At 43.5% G+C, this 20,459-nt stretch carries 22 protein-coding genes and 2 pseudogenes; 4 read left to right on the top strand and 20 right to left on the bottom strand.

What is annotated here, in order from left to right:
- Position 1 precedes the first annotated feature (1 nt).
- Positions 2–265, top strand: coding sequence for a hypothetical protein (locus H9Q78_RS11935; protein ID WP_249301946.1), 264 nt, complete (start codon positions 2–4; stop codon positions 263–265).
- A 63-nt stretch (positions 266–328) separates the two neighbouring features.
- Positions 329–586, top strand: coding sequence for a hypothetical protein (locus H9Q78_RS11930; RefSeq protein WP_249301945.1), 258 nt, complete (start codon positions 329–331; stop codon positions 584–586).
- Positions 587–880: 294 nt separating this feature from the next.
- Here H9Q78_RS11930 and H9Q78_RS14600 read toward each other — a convergent pair.
- The 6 genes and pseudogenes from H9Q78_RS14600 to H9Q78_RS11900 form a co-directional block, all read right to left on the bottom strand.
- Positions 881–1,750 (bottom strand): annotated as a pseudogene (locus H9Q78_RS14600) (KilA-N domain-containing protein).
- 301 nt (positions 1,751–2,051) lie between these two features.
- A complete protein-coding gene (locus H9Q78_RS11920) occupies positions 2,052–2,648 on the bottom strand; it encodes a hypothetical protein (protein ID WP_249301944.1) in 597 nt (198 codons plus the stop codon).
- 128 nt (positions 2,649–2,776) lie between these two features.
- Complete coding sequence (locus H9Q78_RS11915) at positions 2,777–3,133, bottom strand: hypothetical protein (RefSeq protein ID WP_249301943.1); 357 nt, start codon at positions 3,131–3,133, stop codon at positions 2,777–2,779.
- Positions 3,134–3,483: 350 nt separating this feature from the next.
- Entirely contained in the window at positions 3,484–3,771 is a 288-nt protein-coding gene (locus tag H9Q78_RS11910; RefSeq protein WP_249301942.1) for a hypothetical protein, read from the bottom strand.
- A 22-nt stretch (positions 3,772–3,793) separates the two neighbouring features.
- On the bottom strand, positions 3,794–4,606 hold the full coding sequence (locus H9Q78_RS11905; RefSeq protein WP_249301941.1) for a P-loop NTPase family protein: 813 nt from the start codon (positions 4,604–4,606) through the stop codon (positions 3,794–3,796).
- 63 nt (positions 4,607–4,669) lie between these two features.
- A complete protein-coding gene (locus H9Q78_RS11900; protein WP_249301940.1) occupies positions 4,670–5,917 on the bottom strand; it encodes an AAA family ATPase in 1,248 nt (415 codons plus the stop codon).
- Between the two features lie 3 nt (positions 5,918–5,920).
- Between H9Q78_RS11900 and H9Q78_RS14665 the strand changes: the two are divergent.
- Positions 5,921–6,019: pseudogene (locus H9Q78_RS14665) on the top strand (hypothetical protein); the annotation flags it as partial.
- Here H9Q78_RS14665 and H9Q78_RS11895 read toward each other — a convergent pair.
- From H9Q78_RS11895 to H9Q78_RS11850, 10 genes are all read right to left on the bottom strand, one after another.
- Complete coding sequence (locus H9Q78_RS11895; protein ID WP_249301939.1) at positions 5,982–6,431, bottom strand: very short patch repair endonuclease; 450 nt, start codon at positions 6,429–6,431, stop codon at positions 5,982–5,984. The pseudogene H9Q78_RS14665 and the gene H9Q78_RS11895 overlap by 38 nt on opposite strands.
- A gap of 1 nt (position 6,432) precedes the next feature.
- On the bottom strand, positions 6,433–7,608 hold the full coding sequence (locus H9Q78_RS11890; RefSeq protein WP_249301938.1) for a type II restriction endonuclease: 1,176 nt from the start codon (positions 7,606–7,608) through the stop codon (positions 6,433–6,435).
- Positions 7,609–8,931 (bottom strand): DNA (cytosine-5-)-methyltransferase, encoded by a 1,323-nt coding sequence (gene dcm, locus H9Q78_RS11885; RefSeq protein WP_249301937.1) that lies wholly within the window; start codon positions 8,929–8,931, stop codon positions 7,609–7,611. It abuts the gene before it with no gap.
- Between the two features lie 41 nt (positions 8,932–8,972).
- On the bottom strand, positions 8,973–10,265 hold the full coding sequence (locus tag H9Q78_RS11880; RefSeq protein WP_249304824.1) for a plasmid recombination protein: 1,293 nt from the start codon (positions 10,263–10,265) through the stop codon (positions 8,973–8,975).
- A 167-nt stretch (positions 10,266–10,432) separates the two neighbouring features.
- Complete coding sequence (locus H9Q78_RS11875; RefSeq protein WP_249301936.1) at positions 10,433–10,672, bottom strand: hypothetical protein; 240 nt, start codon at positions 10,670–10,672, stop codon at positions 10,433–10,435.
- A 75-nt stretch (positions 10,673–10,747) separates the two neighbouring features.
- The gene (locus H9Q78_RS11870; RefSeq protein ID WP_249301935.1) at positions 10,748–10,981 is read right to left on the bottom strand and encodes a complexin-2; all 234 of its coding nucleotides are present in this window, start codon (positions 10,979–10,981) and stop codon (positions 10,748–10,750) included.
- Between the two features lie 98 nt (positions 10,982–11,079).
- On the bottom strand, positions 11,080–12,210 hold the full coding sequence (locus H9Q78_RS11865; RefSeq protein ID WP_249301934.1) for an AAA family ATPase: 1,131 nt from the start codon (positions 12,208–12,210) through the stop codon (positions 11,080–11,082).
- Positions 12,207–12,530 (bottom strand): plasmid mobilization protein, encoded by a 324-nt coding sequence (locus H9Q78_RS11860; protein WP_249301933.1) that lies wholly within the window; start codon positions 12,528–12,530, stop codon positions 12,207–12,209. The genes H9Q78_RS11865 and H9Q78_RS11860 overlap by 4 nt, the downstream gene beginning before the upstream one ends.
- On the bottom strand, positions 12,514–13,614 hold the full coding sequence (locus H9Q78_RS11855) for a site-specific integrase (RefSeq protein WP_249301932.1): 1,101 nt from the start codon (positions 13,612–13,614) through the stop codon (positions 12,514–12,516). Before H9Q78_RS11855 ends, H9Q78_RS11860 begins: the two co-directional genes overlap by 17 nt.
- Positions 13,615–13,634: 20 nt before the next feature.
- Entirely contained in the window at positions 13,635–13,814 is a 180-nt protein-coding gene (locus H9Q78_RS11850) for a helix-turn-helix domain-containing protein (protein WP_249301931.1), read from the bottom strand.
- A gap of 218 nt (positions 13,815–14,032) precedes the next feature.
- On the opposite strand from H9Q78_RS11850, the gene H9Q78_RS11845 reads away from it, so the two are divergent.
- A complete protein-coding gene (locus tag H9Q78_RS11845) occupies positions 14,033–14,560 on the top strand; it encodes a helix-turn-helix domain-containing protein (RefSeq protein WP_249301930.1) in 528 nt (175 codons plus the stop codon).
- Positions 14,561–14,752: 192 nt separating this feature from the next.
- Here the strand turns inward: H9Q78_RS11845 and guaA are convergent, their stop codons facing one another.
- The 4 genes from guaA to uvrA all read right to left on the bottom strand — a co-directional run bounded on the left by guaA (position 14,753) and on the right by uvrA (position 20,459).
- On the bottom strand, positions 14,753–16,294 hold the full coding sequence (gene guaA, locus H9Q78_RS11840) for a glutamine-hydrolyzing GMP synthase (protein WP_283245050.1): 1,542 nt from the start codon (positions 16,292–16,294) through the stop codon (positions 14,753–14,755).
- Between the two features lie 81 nt (positions 16,295–16,375).
- A complete protein-coding gene (locus tag H9Q78_RS11835; protein ID WP_249301929.1) occupies positions 16,376–16,873 on the bottom strand; it encodes a zinc ribbon domain-containing protein in 498 nt (165 codons plus the stop codon).
- A 117-nt stretch (positions 16,874–16,990) separates the two neighbouring features.
- Positions 16,991–17,599 carry a histidine phosphatase family protein gene (locus H9Q78_RS11830; RefSeq protein WP_249301928.1) on the bottom strand — a complete coding sequence of 203 codons (609 nt, stop codon included), beginning with the start codon at positions 17,597–17,599 and terminating at the stop codon, positions 16,991–16,993.
- Between the two features lie 28 nt (positions 17,600–17,627).
- Positions 17,628–20,459 carry an excinuclease ABC subunit UvrA gene (gene uvrA, locus H9Q78_RS11825; RefSeq protein ID WP_249301927.1) on the bottom strand — a complete coding sequence of 944 codons (2,832 nt, stop codon included), beginning with the start codon at positions 20,457–20,459 and terminating at the stop codon, positions 17,628–17,630.

Genomic DNA, 20,459 nt, shown 5'->3' with positions numbered 1-20,459 from the left:
ATTGGCTGACGGTCCGCCGAACAGCGCTCTGGTGTTCATTTTGATCTTCGCCAGTCAGGTCCTGCAGCTGTGCCGCAGCGCCACCTTCTTTTTCTACGGCCTCTTTTCCCCGGAACTGGCGGTCTGGACCGACATTGTGGGCTTCGGCGTCCTCTCGGCGCTGCTGACCTGCCTGCTGGCGGTGTTCTGCTGCAGGCTTTACCAAAAGCTGGATCTGCACCGGGTGCGCATGGCGGGTCTGGAAATCCACGCCAAGGAGATATAGCGTATCCGGCACGACCGCAGGCGGCACATTCAGGGGCTGCTGGGGCTGCTGGAAAAGAACGAGGTGGAAGAAGCCCTCTCGCATCTGGACGACTACGAGGGCAGCATAGAGCAGGCCGTCCAGCCGCCCCTGTGCGAGAACTATGTGGCGGACACCCTCTGCCGACGCTATGAGGCGCTGGCGAAACAGTCCGGCATCGAGGTGACGACGGAGCTTGTGCTGCCAAAGGAGCGGGGGATTGCGGGCAACAACCTAGCCCTCATCTTAGAAAATCTCTGGGAAAACGTTGTATTTACTGGGGTTGCGGAGCTTTTACCGTAACAAAAAAAGCCCCGAACTTTAGATTTCTCTAAAGATTCGAGACTTTTTTCTCATTTTATGACAGGCTGACGTTTTTTGCCCAAAACAATGTCTACTATTCAAACTCGACAATTACTAATCAATTTTATTTAGAAATTATTCGCTGTCGTGTTTATAGTTCTTTTGATTATTTGATATATCCATGTTATCCTGCCTATATGAGCTATTGCTATCGGCATTGATAACACCTGCTCTGTAACTGTGGATAATAACAATATGTTCCGCCTCAAATCATAAGCTGTTTTGCTTAGAAAATCAACTGTTTGTTTCTGTATCTTCAATAAGATTTTTCTTTAGTGCCTCAATCGTATCTTGGTTCTTTTTCAAAAGTTCCAATTGCCTGTACGCTTTTTCTCTTAATATTTTTAACCTTTCGATTTTAGGCACTTCCTGCCTTATCAAATCAGCGTTTGTATCTTCCAGATTGATAAGTACCACCAATTCCTCTGCCGAAGCAAAATCTCTGATATTAGGTGTTTTCCCGCTTATTCCTTTTTCATTTCTCTATTGTGCCGCCGTTTTTCCAAATAAGGCCATATTCAAAATATCCGCTTCTATAGCATATGTATATGCCATCTCCTGAGAAGATAATATCGGTGTTATCAGAAATTCCTTTACAGCATCTGTATGAATACGGTAATTTATTTTTGATAATTCTCTCTTTGCATCCCATCCAATCGCTAATCGGTTTGCTTCATCTTTCTTTAATTGCTGATAGTCTTTGATAATGTAGAGTTTAAATTCTGGGGAAATCCACGAAGCAAACTCAAAGGCAATGTCTGTATGAGCATAAGTTCCACCATATCGTCCCGATTTTGATACGATACCGATTGCATCTGTTGCTTTTATCCATTGCTGCGGTGTCAGCGTAAACGCATTATCTCCCGATTCCGCTTTAAACCTATCGAATTCGATAGGTTTAAAATTGGGATTGTGGATCTGCTCCCACAAACCCAAAAACGAAATCGTGGAATGATTACGCATCCAGTTTGCCACCACAATAAAAGCATTGTCAGGGTTTTTATATTTTGCGATATCCGTCAATGAAATTTAGGCATCCTCATTAACAACATCGCCCATCACTCTGATTTCTGTACCATTAGCATCTATTTTCATATTCTTCATTATTTCTCTTCACCCCCTCTCATGCTATTTCCCGAATGCGTTTTTCATATGAGTAACATTCCCTATATAGCATCATTTACTCTGTCTTGCTGATTTTCTGTTATCAAACTGTTACTATTATTTATAAATACTTTAGTATATATATTAGTAAAATGCAATGTCCTTTCCATCTTCTAAATAATCTGGAATCTTCACATCTTTTGTAAGCGGATGTCCCTTAAATTATATTCTTATTGCCCTAACAGAACCATATATGTCTATCATCAATTCCTTTTGCTTTTCATATATATCTACATTGTAACTATTTATTAGTTAATTCATGTGCAGGAACCTGCCTAATCTTTCTTACCTGCTTGATAGGTCCAATTATAACTTCATCTACATCAAAATTAGCTTTAACATTTTTAAGAAGCCACTCTTTGAACATTACTATACCGCCCTTATCCTTACCTTCCTTATCTTTTCGTTCTATTCCTTTTATAAGTACAGAATCTTTTTGAAATGCTTTTATCAAAATATTATGCACTACCAATTTTTCTAACACTAACACAAAATCATAATAATTCTTCATTGTTGGTAATAGTATATTCCTATATCCCTCCGGCATATCTGTATATTGTGTTCCATATGTATGTGAAAATAATTTAGGAATACTCATTGCTTCACAAAGATTATTAATCACTCTCATTTCCTCTAAAAGAGCATGAAATATCCAGTATTGGATGACCCATTCTCCCATAAGCAAATTTTTAATAAACCCCTCACTAACTTTGCAATTATTTTGGTTTTCTAACTCAAATCCTTTCCAAAGCATTTGAATTTTGGGGGATAATTTTGCTAAATCTATTACAAAAACTCCTATTGCTCTATTTAGTATTTCGCCTTCTATATATGCCATACCATAATCCTTAATATAATCATTCGGAGAACCTTCTTCATAAAATTCATCTTTAATGCATATGGTACCTCTATACCCATTATCCATGACTAAGAACTTTGGATTATTAATATATCTTTCTAATATTTCTATATCAAAAAAATGACTTTAAACTGTTCCTTGCCTCTTTGCAAAAGGGCTGTATATGGTTTCTGATAATCAATTTGGACTTCCTCTAACGCCCGATCTGTTGAATAAAAACATGTATGCCTATCGGTATTTCTTGCATTTACTATTTGATGTTCCTTTGATAACCCTAAATCAAATCCTTTGATATGAGGATTCAACACATCAACTTCGGAAATTGCTTCCACAAACCCGTCATTAATTAATTCTATCATTTCATTTACATCATAATTTTCTATCTCATAAATAGGCAAACCATTAAAACTACTCGAATCCAAATAGTATCTAATAACTTCATCCAATAATTTGCTATCCTTCATGGCACATCCTCACATTTATTTCTACTAAGATGTTTTATTGTACCATGCCTCTAACTAAAGATACAGGCAAATTGTGTCTAACAGTTTTAAACCATTATACAGATAACGGAAATTGATATAAACCTAAAAATGTAGACAATATAAGTATAGCAGGCAATCTCATGGACTACCTGCCATATAATATATCCTATATAGAAATTTAATTATTCAAACTCGGCGTGTTCTTTATTGTTATTAACTATATTTGTTTAAGTTTTATACGGATACGCACCGTTTTTACTTCAATTACATAATTTATTCTGGCTTACTGATTTTTTGTTGCCAAAATGTTGCCACTAATACCAAAGATTTTATTCTAAATTAAAATCCTCATAACCACATAGCATAACATATCCCACATAATCACAATACGAAGATCCGCATTTTCCACAAGGCTTACACCTTCCTAATTTTCGCTTGTTTTTATGGCTTTTATTTACAATAATTCTATTTTCATTTCTGATTTCTCCAATATATTTTCCAGAAAAATCATATAACTCATCATCATAGAATACTCCTAAAGGATTACCAGTCTTTGAATAAAGATAATCGCCGGAACGTCTGCCTATATATTTTCCGCCCCATGCCCAATAATTCATAATCCATTCGCTCCTATCTCAATTATATTCCAGAAACAATTTCATCCACATTATCAATTATATAACTCGGTACAATATTAAATTTAATAATATCCAAAAAATGTAGATAATCATTTTCAATATGATATGTTTCGTCTATAAATTTATACCAAGCGCCATCCATTTGTGTGATTTTAACTTCATTGTGAGTCAATATTTCATTCATTTCTCTAAATAACTGTACTTTTAAGTACGCATTAGTTTCAGTATCGTATAAATTTTTAATTCCTTCTTTGGTATATATGCTATTTTTAAGTTCATCATAATCAAAATCTGGAATATATTCCTTAATTTTAGATATTCCAATAGCAATATCTTCCGGGGCAATGTCAATATATCTATTATTTCCCAACTTTCTCTTTATTTCATTTGCATGAATGAGGCAAGATAAAATTTCATACACCAAATCCCAATCTCCATTCCGCCCACTTAGTTCACTTAACTTTCTTAAAAAAGCCACACGGCTAACTATATTTATATCTGTATTTTTTGCAATTTCACTACACTCTATCGTAATAAGTTTCACATCCAAATTTGGATCTATCTTGTGTTCTTTAACACTTCCATGTTCATTACAAATAAAAGAAGCCTGCGCCTTTTCTTCCCCTAATTTTCCAACTACGATAAAATCCGTAATAGGCTCAAAGTCATGTGTTAAAAACAAAACTGTTTTTCCCTCTAAAGAAACATCCCGTTTCCCAATATTCTTAAACATCCTATGAAGAATGGCATACTTTTTATTAGTATCGAATGATGAGATCGGATCATCCAGTATGATTAAATCCGGGTCTTGCATAACAGCATAATACATAAACAGAATTAGTGCAAAAGCGTTTTTCTCTCCCCAGCTTAAATGATCTCATATCTTTGTCACATCTGTTCTTTCTCCACTAAAACATTGTTTTAATATTGTACGACTATTAGTTTCATCTTCCGCAAGTATCACTAATTCATAGTTTATGCCTGCCGTTTTCAAGAATTCATTAATATCCGTTTGTGATGCTTGTATCGTTGCTTGCATTACACCTTTCAATGCACCCATTTCTCTTTTTAATACTGCTGCTTCTGAACGTAATTCAAGCACCTGATCATTTATTCGATTAATAACATTTTCAATTTTTTCTCCACCAAAAATCTCAAAAAAACTTTTCGGAATCTCCATTTCATTAATTTGTTGCTCAAGTTTAGATATATCTGCGAGGACAATCCTCCTGTTACCAAACTCAACAATAGCAGCAAACCGTTTCAACATTACATCCAATTCTAATAATAATTTTTCAAGAATAGCCGATATAATATCTTCTGGAACATCCGTTTTCACATAAGATACCAATTCATCATACTTCTCCGGTTTAACATATATCCTTAAACTTTCAAGCAAATCTAACAAATCTTTGAGATTTTGCGAATCAGATTTTTTATAAGTCTTTTTGAATACCTCTTTTCTCTGATTGTGTACAGACCTGTTTAATGTTTCTGAACAATATGGGCATCCATCTCCAACATCAAAAGCATCTCCTTTAGACTTCCAGTCTATCCAAGGAATATTGATTTCTGTATTTGTAATAAAGGGTCTGTAGCTATCCAGTTCTTCTGGTATATTATACAAATTACTTTTAGACAATACACTTTTATATACACCTGTTTTATTAAGTTTTCCATTAGCATTACGTTTAAATTTACCCGCAATCTGATCTAATAATTTCTGCAACTCTTGTATTTCTTCATCCTGCTTCATAATATTATGCAAAGCTTGAAGATGTTGATCGAGCTGTGCCTTTTTTTGAGAATAATTAGGTGTTTTCAAAAACACTTCAAATGAATTCTGTATTACTTCATCTTCTTTAAAAACAATATCTCTGACAAATTCTTCATTAAACACCAATATCTTTCCAACCTCCGGACTGATTGAGACAGATGCTGGAGTCTCTGTATAAAAAGACTGTAATTCTTCTATTTTTTGTGATTCCTTTGAAAACTCTATTGCTTTTGCAATCGTTGTTTTTCCAGTACCATTTATTCCATAAAAGATATTAAGTTTTCCATCCTCAATAGTTAATTCTCCCTCTACAATATTATTGCAATTTTCTATTTTAATCCGGTACATTAAATTCCCTCCTCACTTGTTATTTTCAAAAACCCTAAAACAACCTTTCACTCAACACAGTATATTAAATTTCCAGAAACATTTGGTTACCCTTCAAAAATTTTTCTATCTCTTTTAAATATTTTTGACAATCGGCTAAATTTCTTTTCATTCTCTTAACTGTACACTCCCACACAATCAGGCACTTAATTTCCTTATCCTGCAATTCCATTCTGACAATATAATCTCTTTTTACATTCGCTTCAAATTTTTTCTGCCAGAATTCCACTCTTGATTTCGGTATATACGCATATTGACAGCCAGAATGTCTGTGCCAGAAACATCCGTGAATAAAAATCGCAGTATTGTACTTACGAAGATAAATATCAGGGTGTCCGGGGATTTTCTTTGAATTAAGACTATATCTATATCCCTGTGCAAAAAGTAATTTTCTGAAATACATCTCTGGTTTGGTATCCTTTGAACGGATAGCCGCCATATTCCTGCTTCGTTCTTCCGGGCTTTTTATATCCATCTTATTTGCCCTCAATCATTTTTACATATTGCACAAACCGAGCTAATGTCCATATTCTGTCTCTGCGGTCTTTAGGATATGTCACTATGTAGGGCTTCGGTACAACCAATATAACATTTTCTGCCTGCATTTCATCCATCTGAGCTCCGGATATTCCCTGCTGAAGCGTACAGAGATACTTTGGTTTATCCCTCAATCTATCCGCTTCATTTAATACCTGTCTCCACCTGTCCTTACAGGTTGTTTTTGCTGCCAGAGAAATAATATTATCCGTTGAAAAATCATAATCATGATATGCTTCCTGAGAGGGAAACAGAAAATCCGGCTTTTTATTCCCCTCTGTAACAGCTTGGGATGAATACTCTATACCATTTCCATCAAATATCGCTGACAAATGATGTTCAAGACTTTTACCAGCCCGACTTTTTCTGCGATTCAGCACTACATTAGCAACTCTTACAAACTCATCGACAGTATGAAATCCTTTTGTAATAATTTCGCCATATCTTGCATATTCCAATGCTCTGAAAAGAGTATATTCCATATTCGTCCAACTGATAATTTTCTCATCAGGATTTGTAAGGATATATTCCACATGATTATATGCTTTTTCTTCAATTGTTCTAGCCGCCACTGACATTACATCTGATGCAGGGAAATCTACATCCAAGCCGCTGATAAACTCCTGTATTGCCATCCTTTCCTGCGTTTCTGACGAAACTTTTTCTATATCAATAAGACCGTTCGTCTCAGTAGGGCTTATGCCGAATGTATCAAGAAACTCTTCTATTTCCTCATCTGTTTCCAGAAAATATACACTGTAATCAACATCCGTTTGCTGTGTAAATACAAATAATGCTCCCGTCTGCTCTGGTTTTAAGAATGGAAAGCCTCTTCCAAAACGTGTAATCCTTAATTCATTTTTACTCTCATAGTATGTAAAACAACTTTCTGTCTCAAAATCATCCTGCCATCTGATTTTTACCATTCTTTTTGGAATTGTATCCTGTTCGAGTTCCTGTCTGCTGAACATCATATCTACAGCCGATTTTGAAATCAGAATACCGGACTGATGACCACCCGTTGCTCCTGTGTCATTTGCAGAAAGAAATTTACAAAATCCCTTTTCACTGTTGAGAACAGATTTTATTGCCTGTCCTGCATATCCTGTAGTCATCTAAATCACCATCCTCTGTAATTCTTTTTCTTCTGTCTGATCTATTTCTTCCAGTTTCTTTACTATCAGTTTTGCTACATTTTCCATCAACGGCACAACAACAGAATTTCCAAACTGTTTATACGCCTGAGTATCAGATACCGGAATTTTGAAGTCATCCGGGAACCCCTGCAACCTCGCACATTCACGGGGCGTCAGCCGCCTGGGATTCTTGCCTTCCTGCTCAATCAGTATTTCTGAACCATCTTTGTAATATCTGGCACTGATTGTTCTTGACACACCATCTAATGGTGCAATCCCATAACCAAATCCATTTCCTGCGGCTTTATGCTTTGCCGCATAATTCTGTAGATATGTCCAAAGTTTATCTGATAACGTATATTTTTCATCAACACTTTCATCCAGAATATCACGCATAACAGGTTTGGGATATTTAGGTGTCAAATCAAAATCAAACTGCATATTCTTTCCATATTTTTTGCGGTCAAACCCCACAATCAGAATCCGTTCTCTGTGTTGAGGCACATAATTCTGTCCATCCAGAACAGCATAAAATACACTGTAATCCAATTCCTCTAATGATTCCAGTATTACCTTAAAAGTTCTGCCTTTATCATGACTGCACAGATTTTTTACATTCTCCAGCATAAAGGCTTTTGGTCTTTTTTCTTTTAATATCCTGCAAACATCAAAAAAGAGTGTTCCCTGTGTCTTATCCTCAAATCCCGTTGCACGTCCGAGGCTGTTCTTTTTTGAAACACCTGCGATAGAAAAAGGCTGACATGGAAATCCGGCTACCAGAATATCATGATTCGGTATAGATGATGCTGGCACCTGTGTAATGTCTCCCTCTGGCTGCTCTCCAAAATTAGCAAAATATGTCTGCTGACTGTATTTATTCCACTCATTAGAATAGACACAGTATCCGCCAGCCCTTTCAAAAGCAATTCTCATTCCACCTATTCCGGCAAATAAATCAATAAATGTAAACTGGCGGTCTTTCACTTCCCGTTGCTTTCTTCTCATATCAGTAACATAATACGCAACCGCTTCTCTCACACAATCCTGCATTGTCTGCTCCATCATCACAGAATATGCGTTTAATTCATTATATAATTCATCATCGACTCTTAAATGTACCTGTTTCATCCACATCACTCCTGGGAAATAATTTATACCTGATTTTTCCCTCATTATACTATCAAACCTTTTCAAAAGCAAGCACTTTTTATCGAACATACTTTCTTTTTCTTTTTGCCAGCCAGTTAAAATAAAACTGGATGTCTGCGCTGTTCCCCTTTTGATCAACTGATGGGAATTCACTTTATGACATCCGGGAGGGCTGTTAAAAGTCCTCCCGGATGTCAACGGGCTTCCTGATTATGTTTTCTCCTTACAGCCCGTTTCTGTTCGGCTTCTATCTGCTCCTGCTGTTTCGCCCGGTTAATCACGGCGTTTACCTGTTCAGAGCCAACCACCGCCTTTACACGATCAAAATCTGCCGCCACCATCCTTAGTTCTCGATTTTCCTCCAAGACTACTTCCAGCCTGTTTGACAGACGCTCGTTTCCACTCCGTTCCCTGCTATACGCCGCTTGCAACTTCGTAAACTTATTTGAAATATCCAGATACGCCGAATAAACAGAGCGCATGACTTGTACGATTTTCTTTATTAGCGGCTTTGCCTTCTTCTCCCGATACGACTTTGCAGATTCCGTAACCGCTGCTTCTGGAAGCGTTTGCTCCGGGTCTGCAGAAAAGTCTGCCGCCAGCTTCTCCATATTCTTTACCATAGGAGCAAGTTCATCCATGCGCTTCTGATATTTATCCACCTGTTTCTGCGCTTTCTCTGCTTCTTGCCGGGACTCCTGTAAATCTTCCCGCAAGAAATGAATCTCATCATCAACCTGCAACAACTGTTCATGCAAATCTTCGTTGATTTCTTGAAAAGTGGCATTTTCTTCTTGTAATTCTGCTTTCTTCGCTTCCAATGCCGCAACTTCCTTTGCCCGCTCCTTTTTCTCAAAATCCAGAACAGATAAATGCTTTTCATGTATGCCTTTTTTCTCCCATTCAATCCCCTGTTCCAGCATGATAGCGGCAAGCTGTTCTTTCTCATAAGACACCCACTGATTTAATTCCGTTTCCCGTCTTGTTCCACCTTTAAATCCGAGAGCAGATAACGCCTGTTTCAAAGAAACTCTTGTATCAAGCCCCCGCTTACTTCCTGTCGTGTAAGGGATAAAATCAATATGGAGATGTGGAGTAGCTTCGTCCATGTGGAGATAAGCACTGAATACTCTCAATGTAGGATTTCTACGTTGGAAGTCCCGCATATATTTATCCAGCACCTTTGCCGCAAGCTGTCCGTTCTCCGTTTTCGCTCCCATATTGTCCTTATCCCCAATTTGCAGGATAATCTCATGGAATGGTTTCTCCTGCTTGCCGGAACAGATTTTATCATAATAATCATCAATGCGGCGGTCACTTCTGGTCTGCTTCGCATTGTACCGGGCGAGTGCTTCATCAAATAATTCGTGATATACGTCTTTAACATTTTCGTTGCAGTATTCTACGTTCAAACAGCTTCGCTCCGGGTCAGTATTCTTAGCATGGAATTTTCTGCTGTTATGGTTGACAGAGCCTTTTCCTGTCATAAAGCTAATCGTTCGCTTCAAGCAATATCCTTTCTCCCTGTTCGGGTAATCAGCGCCGGATACGGCGCATAGGCTTTGTTACTTTCGCCGAAAGTAATGCAAAAGCACTTTTGACAGCCGTTCCGTCCATCAAAAGCTGCCTTTGCGCCCTGCCGGGGGCTTCCGTCCTACGGACGGGGCGGCTGTTCCAGCCGCTTTACTTCCGCTGCCATCGCTTTTCGGATAACCGACAGCATATTCTCCATCGTGTATTCGTCCCACCCCGCAAGCCATATCAATATGCGCTGTTCATCTTCTGTCAGTTCTATCTCTCCAAAAATTTCATTGAGGACTGCTATTCTCCGTGTTTCGCTTTCGTAAAAATATTTGTTCTTATTCCGTGTTCCCCATTCCGGCTGAATAATCATCGAATCACACCTTTCTCTTTATCTGCTATCCACAGGAGCGTGACACGCTCCTGTTAATTATCATCAAAGGAATAACTACCATCGAAAGCTATCCAACACTCCACGCCTGTTCAGATATTCCTGTCTGGCTTTTTCCCGTTCCTCCTGTGTGGGCGCAGTCTTATATTTGGCATATAATTCATGACGCACCAGTGAATCTAATTTCTGCTCTAACCCCTGCCGGATTTGATTCAGACAATCGTCATCTTCCACCAGATGATAGCGTAGCAGAGATACAAACAGTTCATAAGAAATTTGCACGTTCTTCATAAAAATCCTTTCTGCGTCGGTTTGCGTCGATAGCGTCGATATTTTCTATACCAGTCTATTGTAAAAAATACCGTCGCAACCGACGCATATCGTCGCTTTTATACTCTCGGCTCAAGCCGTTTCAGAATAATCTTCCTTTCATGCCCCCGCTTATTGTCATAGAAAATCCCATAATCATTAATCAACTGGCTGTTGACTACATTCAGCTTTCTGGAAAGCACATTCGCCTGTAACTGTATATCCGGCAACTGGCTTGCAAGTTCCGTTGCTGTTCCCGTCCATTCCGGTCTATTCTCGGTCAGAAAGTTGTTAATCGCTTCCAGCAGAGGATTCGACGGCTGTTTCCACAGTTCCGTTTCCGCCTTTTTGAATTTCCAGACACAGCGCTCCCGGTCAAACTCTATAGTCAATTCCTGATCCGGCTGGTCTCGCCCCACTATATCCATAACCGCTTCATTGTCAGTGTGCTTCTTCTTGTGCATAATGAACGCACCGTCTGCCGCACCCAACAGTCCGTTTGTACCGGAAATCATATCGAAACTGTCCTCGGATTCCAGCTTGCGTGTGTGATGAACCACCAGCAGGCAGATACCGTATTTATCGCTGAACGACTTTAACTTTGTCACATTCTCGTAGTCGCTGGAATAGCTGTACCTGTCCCCGCCGACCTCACGCACTTTCTGGAGCGTGTCAATGATAATCAGCCTTGCGTCCGTATGCTCTTTCAGAAATTCCTCTAATTGCCTGTCCAAGCCCCCATTCAGTGTCTTTGCCTGTGTTGCAAAGTACAGATTATCCACACATTCCACGCCGAACATACCAGAGAGCCGCCGCTGAAGCCTTGCGTAATCATCTTCCAGTGCCAGATACAGCACCGTCCCCTTTCGGACGGGATAATTCCAAAGAGGAAGTCCCATTGCCACATGGTAGGCAAGCTGTCCCATAAAGAATGATTTTCCCACTTTCGGCGCACCCACAAAGAGATAAGTGCCGCCATAGAGGAATCCGTCTACAATCGGCGTTCTGGGCGGATAGACTGTATCATACAGTTCTGTCATGGAAACCGTTTGAAACCCGCCGCTCCCGGATTTCTCCAGGAGATTTTTGGCTTGCAGATTGATTTGTGCTGTTTCATTTGCTATAATTTCATTGTGATTTTTTAATTGCGGCTGCGCCCCATCTGCGCCAACAGATGATACGGGAGCAGTCGTTTGCATTTTTTCTGTCATTCATCTTCTCCTTTCAGACCATCTAACGTAATTGCAATTACCTGCAACGTGTAAAGCAGTTCGTCATTGTCCGGGCTTAATGTTTCCAGCCGCTTCAATTCCTCATAGATAGCCGCCATTTGATTTTTCAGAGCCTTATAAACCCTCGGATTGCCCTGTACCACCACATCCCGGCACAGCAGCCGCCTTGTGATATAGTCCTGCTTTGTCAAGCCTGACAACGCCACCAAATCATTAAGCAGCTTTGCTTCCTCGTCCGATACCCGGAACGCCACCGTATGATTGCGCCACCGCCCTTTGTAATCAAGTGTTCTTTCCATTTGTGTCCTCCTTATGTCTACGCTCCATTTCCAATTTCTCCGCCATTTCCGTCTGCACCGTAGGGAACAAGTGAGCATAACGATAAGTGATTTTCTCCGCTTCATGCCCCATGCGCTCCCCAATCGCAAGCACTGAAAATCCCATGTCGATTAACAGGGAAACTGCGCTATGACGAATATCATGCACACGAATCTTTTTCACTCCTGCCTGCTTTGCCCCTCGCTCCATCTCGTGATTAAGATAGGATTTTGTGACCGTAAACAGTCGCTCCTCTGGCTTAATGTCATAAAGCATTTTGATATACTCCTGCATTTCCTCACAGAGAAAAGTTGGCATTTTGATTACACGGTTGCTCTTTTTTGTTTTCGGGTTTGTGATAATATCCCGCCCTTTAGAACGATGAAAGGTTTTGCTGATCGTGACCGTCTGATTTTCAAAGTTGAAATCAGCCGGAGTGAGTGCCAGCAGTTCGCCGGAACGGATTCCACACCAGTAAAGCATTTCAAAAGCATAATAGGAACGGGGCTTATCCATCATGGCTTCGGAGAATTTCAAATATTCCTCTTTCGTCCAGAAATTCACTTCTTTTGGAATCTCATTTCCCATTGTTCCTGCCCGCCTTGCCGGATTGTAGGGCAGGCTATAGAAGTTCACAGCATGATTGAAAATCGCCGTAAGCTGGGCGTGAATAGTTTTCAGATAATCTGCCGAATAAGGCTTTCCCTTCTCGTCCCGGTACGCCATGAGTTCATTCTGCCATGCGATAATATCCTTTGCTTCAATCTCCGCTATTTTTCGATTCCCGAAATACGGTAAAATCTTTGTGCGGATTACATGGCTTTTGGATTCCCATGTGCTTTCCTTAACACGCTGTTTCTTGTCGGCTTCGTAAACTTCAAAGAAGCTGGCAAACGTCATATCCAGCTTTGCGCCCTGTTTCAGCATGATTTCATGCTCCCAGGCTTGCGCTTCTCTTTTGGTAGCAAAACCTCTTTTTTGTGTCTGTTTCCTCTCGCCTTTCCAGTTGGTAAAGCGGTAGATTACCCGCCACGTTCCCGTAGCATTGTCCTTGTATACAGCCATTCAAATCAACTCCTTTCCGTTTAATCGCTGTAACAGACCTTTTTATGAAAAAAAGTAGTGTTCACACGTCCAGCCACCGTCAGATACCCCTGCTTCTGCAATTCCGCGTTCAGTTCCCGCACAATCTGATAGGCTTTCGACTTTGACACCCGCAATTCCGCAGCCACTTCCTCCACAGTCATAAATGATTTTTCTGCCATTCAGTTATCCTCCCCTTTCTGCTTTAACTCTTTTTGTTTAAGTTCTGTATGTATAATACTAAATAAATTCCGTTAAGTCAAGTGGTTTGTAGCAAAATCTTAACTTTTTTTATTTAAGTTTCTCTTGCTATTCCTATTGCACCATGCTATACTAACTTCAACGAAAATGTTTAAGTCAAGAATGGTTGTATCACTATAACTACAACGGAGGTTTTATTATGGCAATCGGCAAAAGAATCCGCTTTTTCCGCAATCGGAAAGGCATGACGCAAAAGCAACTGGGCGAACTCCTCGGTTTTCTCGGAAAAACCTCTGATGTCCGTATGGCGCAGTACGAATCAGAAGCCAGAACGCCGAAACAAGACCTTGTAAAAGAAATGGCACATATCCTTGATGTCAGCCCACGAGCAATCACAGTTCCGGAGATTGACAGCTATATCGGGCTTATGCACACGCTCTTTGCGCTGGAAGATATGTATGGGATGAAAATCGGAGAGATTGACGGAGAAGTGTGTCTGCGATTAGATAAATCCGCCGGAACAACCTACACCACTATGTTTGATATGTTCCATGCATGGCAGGAACAGGCTGTCCGTCTGGAACAGGGAGAGATAACCAAAGAGGAATACGACCAGTGGCGGTACAAATATCCCGAATTAGATACCTCAAATCACTGGAGAAAGGTCGTTCCCTCACAAGAACTCAGCGACCTTATCTTACAGGACTTGAAACCCGAATCCGACTAATTTTCAACCTCGAAACGCACAAAAAACCTTACCGACTTTCAGCTTCATTTCTGAAAATCAGTAAGGTTTTTCTGTTATTGAAGTATTCTATTATTCAGTGAGTGATAGCCGAAATGTTGCCAAATCGTTGCCAGAGCTTAAACAATTTTGCTTGCAGTCCGCATAAACACAGGCTTTTCCAATCTCATTTCATCACTCAAACTCTATCGTTCCCGGCGGTTTGCTGGTCAGATCGTACATGACCCGGTTCACGCCTTTTACTTCATTCACTATCCGGCTGGCTGTGGTCCTCAGAACATCCCAGGGAAATTCCGCCACGTCGGCCGTCATAAAATCACTGGTGTTGACGGCGCGCAGCGCCACCGCGTAATCATAAGTACGTTCGTCTCCCATGACTCCCACTGAACGCATATTGGTTAAAGCGGCAAAATACTGGCCGAGGCCTTTGTCCAGTCCGGCATTGGCGATTTCCTCCCGGTAAATGGCATCGGCATCCTGTACGATACGTACCTTTTCCTCCGTCACCTCTCCGATGATACGGATACCCAGACCGGGCCCCGGAAAAGGCTGGCGATAAACCAGATATTCGGGAATACCGAGCTCCAGTCCGGCTTTCCTCACTTCATCCTTAAAAAGCAGGCGGAGAGGTTCGATGATCTCCTTAAAATCCACCACACTGGGAAGCCCGCCCACGTTGTGATGGGATTTGATGACCGCGGATTCTCCAAGACCGCTCTCGATCACATCGGGATAGATGGTGCCCTGCACCAGATAATCCACGGCGCCAATCTTTCTGGCCTCTTCTTCAAACACGCGGATAAATTCCTCACCGATGATCTTTCTCTTTCTTTCAGGTTCCGTGACACCCTTCAGTTTCTTATAATAGCGCTCCTGAGCATTCACACGGACAAAATTCAGCTCATAAGGGCCATTGGGTCCGAATACAGCCTCTACCTCATCACCCTCATTTTTTCTGAGCAGGCCGTGGTCCACAAAGACACAAGTCAGCTGTCTGCCGATGGCCTTTGATAAAAGGACTGCCGCCACAGAGGAATCCACACCGCCTGACAGAGCGCAGAGTACCTTCCCACCGCCGATCTTCTCTCTCAGAGACTTGATAGTATCCTCCACAAAGGAGCCCATCCTCCAGTCCCCGCTGCATCCACAGACCTTATATACAAAATTGGACAGCATCTTCATGCCTTCCTGAGTATGCATCACCTCCGGGTGGAACTGGACCGCATAGAGCTTCTGTTCCCGGCATTCCATGCCTGCGACAGGACATGCGGCCGTATGCGCCGTCACGCGAAACTTATCAGGCGCCGATGCAATATAATCCGTATGGCTCATCCAGCACACCGTCTGAGCCGAAACATCGCCAAAAAGGACAGAATCCCTGTCCACTTCCACTTCTGTCTTGCCATATTCGCTGACGGGAGCCGTTTCCACTTTTCCTCCCAGCATATATGCCATCAACTGAGAACCGTAGCAGATTCCCAGGATAGGAATCCCCAGCTCGAACAGCTCCTTTTCACAGCGGGGCGAATCATCACCGTACACGCTGTTGGGGCCGCCGGTAAAAATAATTCCTTTCGGGTTCATGGACCTTATTTTATCCAGCCCTATGCTGTAAGGGTGGACCTCACAATAGACATTGCATTCCCGGACCCTCCTGGCGATCAGCTGGTTATACTGGCCGCCGAAATCCAGAACGATAATCATCTCTTTCTCCACAAAAATTTCCTCCTGCCTGTACTTTCTCAGTCCTTCTCTTCCAGCGCCCTTCAGCAGACAGGACTGCCGGAAACCGGCAATTTATGGCTGAAGCTTCTCGCCGCACTCCGGGCAGTAGATAAGCTCTGCGCTGACCTTCGCCTGGCAGGACGGGCAGACCCTGGTCTCGCCTTCCTCTTCAGCCGTCTCTTCTTCCTTCTCTTCCGGTTCCTCGTCCTTCACCAGGATCTCATTTTCCGCTCCGCATTTTCCGCAGAACTTATCCTCATTTGGCATCAGCGCGCCGCATTTCACACAGCGCTTCTGATTCTTCAGAATCTGCTTATCCTTCTTCAGGGCGTTCAGCCGGTCCAGACATTCCTTCACATCAACCGCATATATGGCGTACTGCTCCGGCATATCCTCCGCATGATCCCCATAAAAAGCCTCGCCCAAAGCGGCATAAGCTTTTTTTACCTTCGCTTCTTCCTGGGAAATCTGAAGGCTCAGCTTGGTGCTGCCCGCCACTTCCTTGGTCTTATGACTGATCACTTTTCCGGCACTCGCTACTGTTTCACCCAATGTATCAAAAAAATCCATTTGAATCCTCCTCTCGGTTTCCGGCTGCCAAAGGCTGCTGATGCATCCCCCTCTCGTCCCTATCCCGGATCATACCGGATAGACGCACTTTTATTATAGGAGCATCCCCGATAAATGTCAATCCAAGTGGTGGGCGTCGTTCAGAGTACGCAGGATACTGCGGTCCTTTTCTATATCAATGACAGTCAGAGACGTATTGTCCAGCTCAATGCACCGGTACAGGCGGGAGGATATATCCAGCAGGTAAAATACCGCCAGCTTGAGGATACCGCCATGGGCCACCACCACTACGGTCTTATCCGTGTGGCGGTATTCCTCTTTTATGTCCTCCAGCGCCGCGCCTACACGCAGCTTGGCCCGGTTCAGCGTCCCTTCCCCTGCCATCGGATAGTGGAAAGGCTCAATCCTGTATAATGAAAAAGCCTCCCCGAATTTCTCTTCGATCATTTCCTTTGTCAGGCCGTCCCATTCACCGAAATCCAGCTCCTTGATGCCGTCGACCTTGTGGATTTGAAGCCCCTTCGGCTCCGCAATCGCCCTAGCTGTGTCATAGGCCCTCTGCAGGGGAGAAGAATAGACCGCGTCCACAGGGATTGACTCAAACCGTTTTCCCAGCGCGGCCGCCTGGGCTTTCCCCCTCTCGGAAAGGGGAACGTCTGTCTGTCCCTGATATCTGCCCTCTGTATTCCAATCCGTCTCTCCATGCCTTATCAATATAAATCTCATCTGTCTGATTCTCCTCGTCCATTCTCTGCTACAGATATCTCTTCACATATTTTCCCGTGTATGAGACAGGGTTCTCCGCTACCTCTTCCGGTGTTCCCTCGGCGATCACGGTTCCGCCGCCGTCTCCGCCCTCGGGACCCATGTCAATCAGATAGTCTGCCGTCTTGATGACATCCAGGTTGTGTTCGATCACCACTACGGTGTTTCCATTTTCGCACAAACGCTGCAGAATTTCAACCAGCTTGTGGACGTCTGCAAAATGGAGGCCAGTAGTCGGCTCATCCAAAATGTAAATGGTCTTGCCGGTATCCCGCTTAGACAGCTCCGTCGCCAGCTTGATTCTCTGGGCTTCTCCGCCTGACAAGGTCGTGGAGGGCTGTCCCAGCTTGATATAAGAAAGTCCCACATCATAAAGCGTCTCAATCTTCCGACGGATGGCAGGAAGGTTCTCAAAGAACTTCATCGCCTCTTCCACAGTCATGTCCAGCACATCGTAGATGCTCTTTCCCTTATATTTCACTTCCAGGGTCTCCCGGTTGTAGCGCTTTCCTCCGCACACTTCACAGGGAACATACACATCCGGAAGGAAGTGCATCTCGATCTTCAAGATCCCGTCTCCGCTGCACGCCTCACAGCGTCCGCCCTTCACGTTGAAGCTGAAACGTCCTTTTTGATATCCCTTGGCCTTTGCGTCTGCGGTGGACGCGAACAGGTCTCGTATCGTATCAAACACTCCCGTATAGGTGGCCGGATTGGAACGGGGAGTCCTCCCGATGGGAGATTGATCGATGGCGATCACTTTATCCAGCTGCTCCACGCCTTCAATCTCCTTGTGTCTGCCGGGAATCAGCCTGGCCCGGTTCAGCTTTCTCGCCAAAGACTTGTACAAAATCTCATTGACCAGGGAAGACTTTCCGGATCCGGATACCCCGGTCACGCAGGTGAACACTCCCAGCGGAAGCTTTACCGTAATATTTCTCAGGTTGTTTTCCGCGGCCCCTTTCACCGTGAGAAAACCAGTCGGCTTCCTTCTGGCGGCCGGAACCGGAATCTTGGTCCTGCCGCTCAGATAAGCGCCTGTGATAGAGTCCGGACACTCCATGATCTCCTTGGCCTTTCCGACCGCCACCACCTCGCCGCCGTGCTCTCCTGCCCCCGGTCCGATATCTACGATACAGTCGGCCGCCATCATGGTATCCTCGTCGTGCTCCACCACCAGCACGCTGTTTCCCAGATCCCTCAGATGGATCAGCGTCTTCAGGAGCTTGTCATTGTCCCTCTGGTGAAGGCCGATACTCGGCTCGTCCAGTATATATGCCACTCCGACCAGGCCGGAACCAATCTGTGTGGCCAGGCGGATCCTCTGGGCCTCTCCTCCTGACAGTGTGGCTGTCCCCCGGGCCAGGGACAAATATTCCAGGCCCACGTCGACCAGAAATCCGACCCTCGCACGAATCTCCTTCAGGATCAGCCCTCCAATGGCGATCTGCGTCGGCGTCAGCTTTTGTTCCACATCATTCATGAATTTCTGCAGCGAACCAATGGACATGGATGTGATATCATAAATATTTTTGTCGCAGACCGTCACCGCCAGCGACGTCTGCTTCAGGCGCTTCCCTCCGCATACTTTACAGGGAGTGATCCGCATAAAGCTTTCATACTCGGCCTTAATGGATTCGGATCCGGTCTCCCGGTAGCGGCGCTCCACATTCCGTATGAGCCCTTCAAACGCCACGTCGTAGATTCCTTCTCCCCGCTGTCCGCGGTAATGGACCTTCACCTCTTTTCCGTTCGTCCCATGAAGCAGGATGTGGCGAACCCGCTCCGGATAATCCTGAAAAGGAGTGTCCAGATCAAAATCATATTCCTTGCACAATGCGTCCAAAATGGCCCTGGTAAAACTGCCCTTGGTCGCACAAGACTGCCAGCCGCAGACGGTAATGGCTCCCTGATTGATGCTGAGACTTTTATCAGGAATCATCAGGTCCTCGTCAAATTCCATCTTGTAGCCGAGTCCCGCGCACTCCGGACATGCCCCGAAGGGATTGTTGAAGGAAAAGCTCCTGGGCTCCACCTCTTCGATGCTGATTCCGCACTCCGGACAGGAAAAGCTCTGGCTGAACGTGATTGGCTCCCCGTCGGCCACATCCGCGATCATCAGTCCCTCAGACAATTGCATGGCCGTCTCAATGGAATCCGTCAGCCGTTTTTCAATCCCCGGCTTCACGACCAGACGGTCCACCACAATCTCGATATTATGCTTGATATTCTTGTCCAGGCTGATCTCTTCCGTCAGCTCATACAGGTTATTGTCAATACGTACCCGGACATACCCGCTCCGTTTTGCCTGATCCAGCACCTTCTCATGGCGTCCCTTTCTCCCCCGGACCACGGGAGCCAGCAGCTGAACCTTCGAACGCTCCGGCAGGCTCATGATATGATCCACCATTTGGTCTATAGTCTGCTTCTTTATCTCCCTGCCGCACTTGGGACAGTGGGGAATCCCGATCCGCGCATAGAGCAGACGGAAATAATCATATATCTCCGTCACCGTACCCACCGTTGAACGGGGGTTCCGGTTTGTGGACTTCTGATCGATGGAGATGGCCGGCGAAAGCCCTTCGATGCTCTCCACGTCCGGCTTTTCCATCTGTCCCAGGAACTGCCTGGCGTAAGAAGACAGAGACTCCATATATCTCCTCTGTCCTTCCGCGTAAATGGTGTCAAAGGCCAGAGAGGATTTTCCTGAACCGCTCAGCCCCGTCAGCACTACAAACTGGTCCCTGGGGATGTCCACCGATATATTCTTCAGATTGTGCTCGTTGGCACCACGTATTTTGATATATTGCTGCTTTGCCAT

It is taken from the genome of Qiania dongpingensis (assembly GCF_014337195.1).
Lineage (GTDB): Bacteria > Bacillota > Clostridia > Lachnospirales > Lachnospiraceae > Lientehia > Lientehia dongpingensis.
This window is presented reverse-complemented; position numbering and strand designations above follow the sequence as displayed.

Coding starts and splice junctions, on each gene's coding strand:
- H9Q78_RS11865 (WP_249301934.1), bottom strand. CDS start 12,210: ATGACAGAAAAAATGCAAACGACTGCTCCCGTATCATCTGTTGGCGCA.
- H9Q78_RS11835 (WP_249301929.1), bottom strand. CDS start 16,873: ATGGATTTTTTTGATACATTGGGTGAAACAGTAGCGAGTGCCGGAAAA.
- uvrA (WP_249301927.1), bottom strand. CDS start 20,459: ATGGCAAAGCAGCAATATATCAAAATACGTGGTGCCAACGAGCACAAT.
- H9Q78_RS11845 (WP_249301930.1), top strand. CDS start 14,033: ATGGCAATCGGCAAAAGAATCCGCTTTTTCCGCAATCGGAAAGGCATG.
- H9Q78_RS11905 (WP_249301941.1), bottom strand. CDS start 4,606: ATGCAAGACCCGGATTTAATCATACTGGATGATCCGATCTCATCATTC.
- H9Q78_RS11855 (WP_249301932.1), bottom strand. CDS start 13,614: ATGGCTGTATACAAGGACAATGCTACGGGAACGTGGCGGGTAATCTAC.
- H9Q78_RS11900 (WP_249301940.1), bottom strand. CDS start 5,917: ATGTACCGGATTAAAATAGAAAATTGCAATAATATTGTAGAGGGAGAA.
- H9Q78_RS11910 (WP_249301942.1), bottom strand. CDS start 3,771: ATGAATTATTGGGCATGGGGCGGAAAATATATAGGCAGACGTTCCGGC.
- H9Q78_RS11860 (WP_249301933.1), bottom strand. CDS start 12,530: ATGGAAAGAACACTTGATTACAAAGGGCGGTGGCGCAATCATACGGTG.
- H9Q78_RS11870 (WP_249301935.1), bottom strand. CDS start 10,981: ATGAAGAACGTGCAAATTTCTTATGAACTGTTTGTATCTCTGCTACGC.
- H9Q78_RS11850 (WP_249301931.1), bottom strand. CDS start 13,814: ATGGCAGAAAAATCATTTATGACTGTGGAGGAAGTGGCTGCGGAATTG.
- H9Q78_RS11895 (WP_249301939.1), bottom strand. CDS start 6,431: ATGGATATAAAAAGCCCGGAAGAACGAAGCAGGAATATGGCGGCTATC.
- H9Q78_RS11830 (WP_249301928.1), bottom strand. CDS start 17,599: ATGAGATTTATATTGATAAGGCATGGAGAGACGGATTGGAATACAGAG.
- H9Q78_RS11915 (WP_249301943.1), bottom strand. CDS start 3,133: ATGAAGGATAGCAAATTATTGGATGAAGTTATTAGATACTATTTGGAT.
- H9Q78_RS11890 (WP_249301938.1), bottom strand. CDS start 7,608: ATGACTACAGGATATGCAGGACAGGCAATAAAATCTGTTCTCAACAGT.
- H9Q78_RS11875 (WP_249301936.1), bottom strand. CDS start 10,672: ATGATTATTCAGCCGGAATGGGGAACACGGAATAAGAACAAATATTTT.
- H9Q78_RS11920 (WP_249301944.1), bottom strand. CDS start 2,648: ATGGCATATATAGAAGGCGAAATACTAAATAGAGCAATAGGAGTTTTT.
- H9Q78_RS11880 (WP_249304824.1), bottom strand. CDS start 10,265: ATGACAGGAAAAGGCTCTGTCAACCATAACAGCAGAAAATTCCATGCT.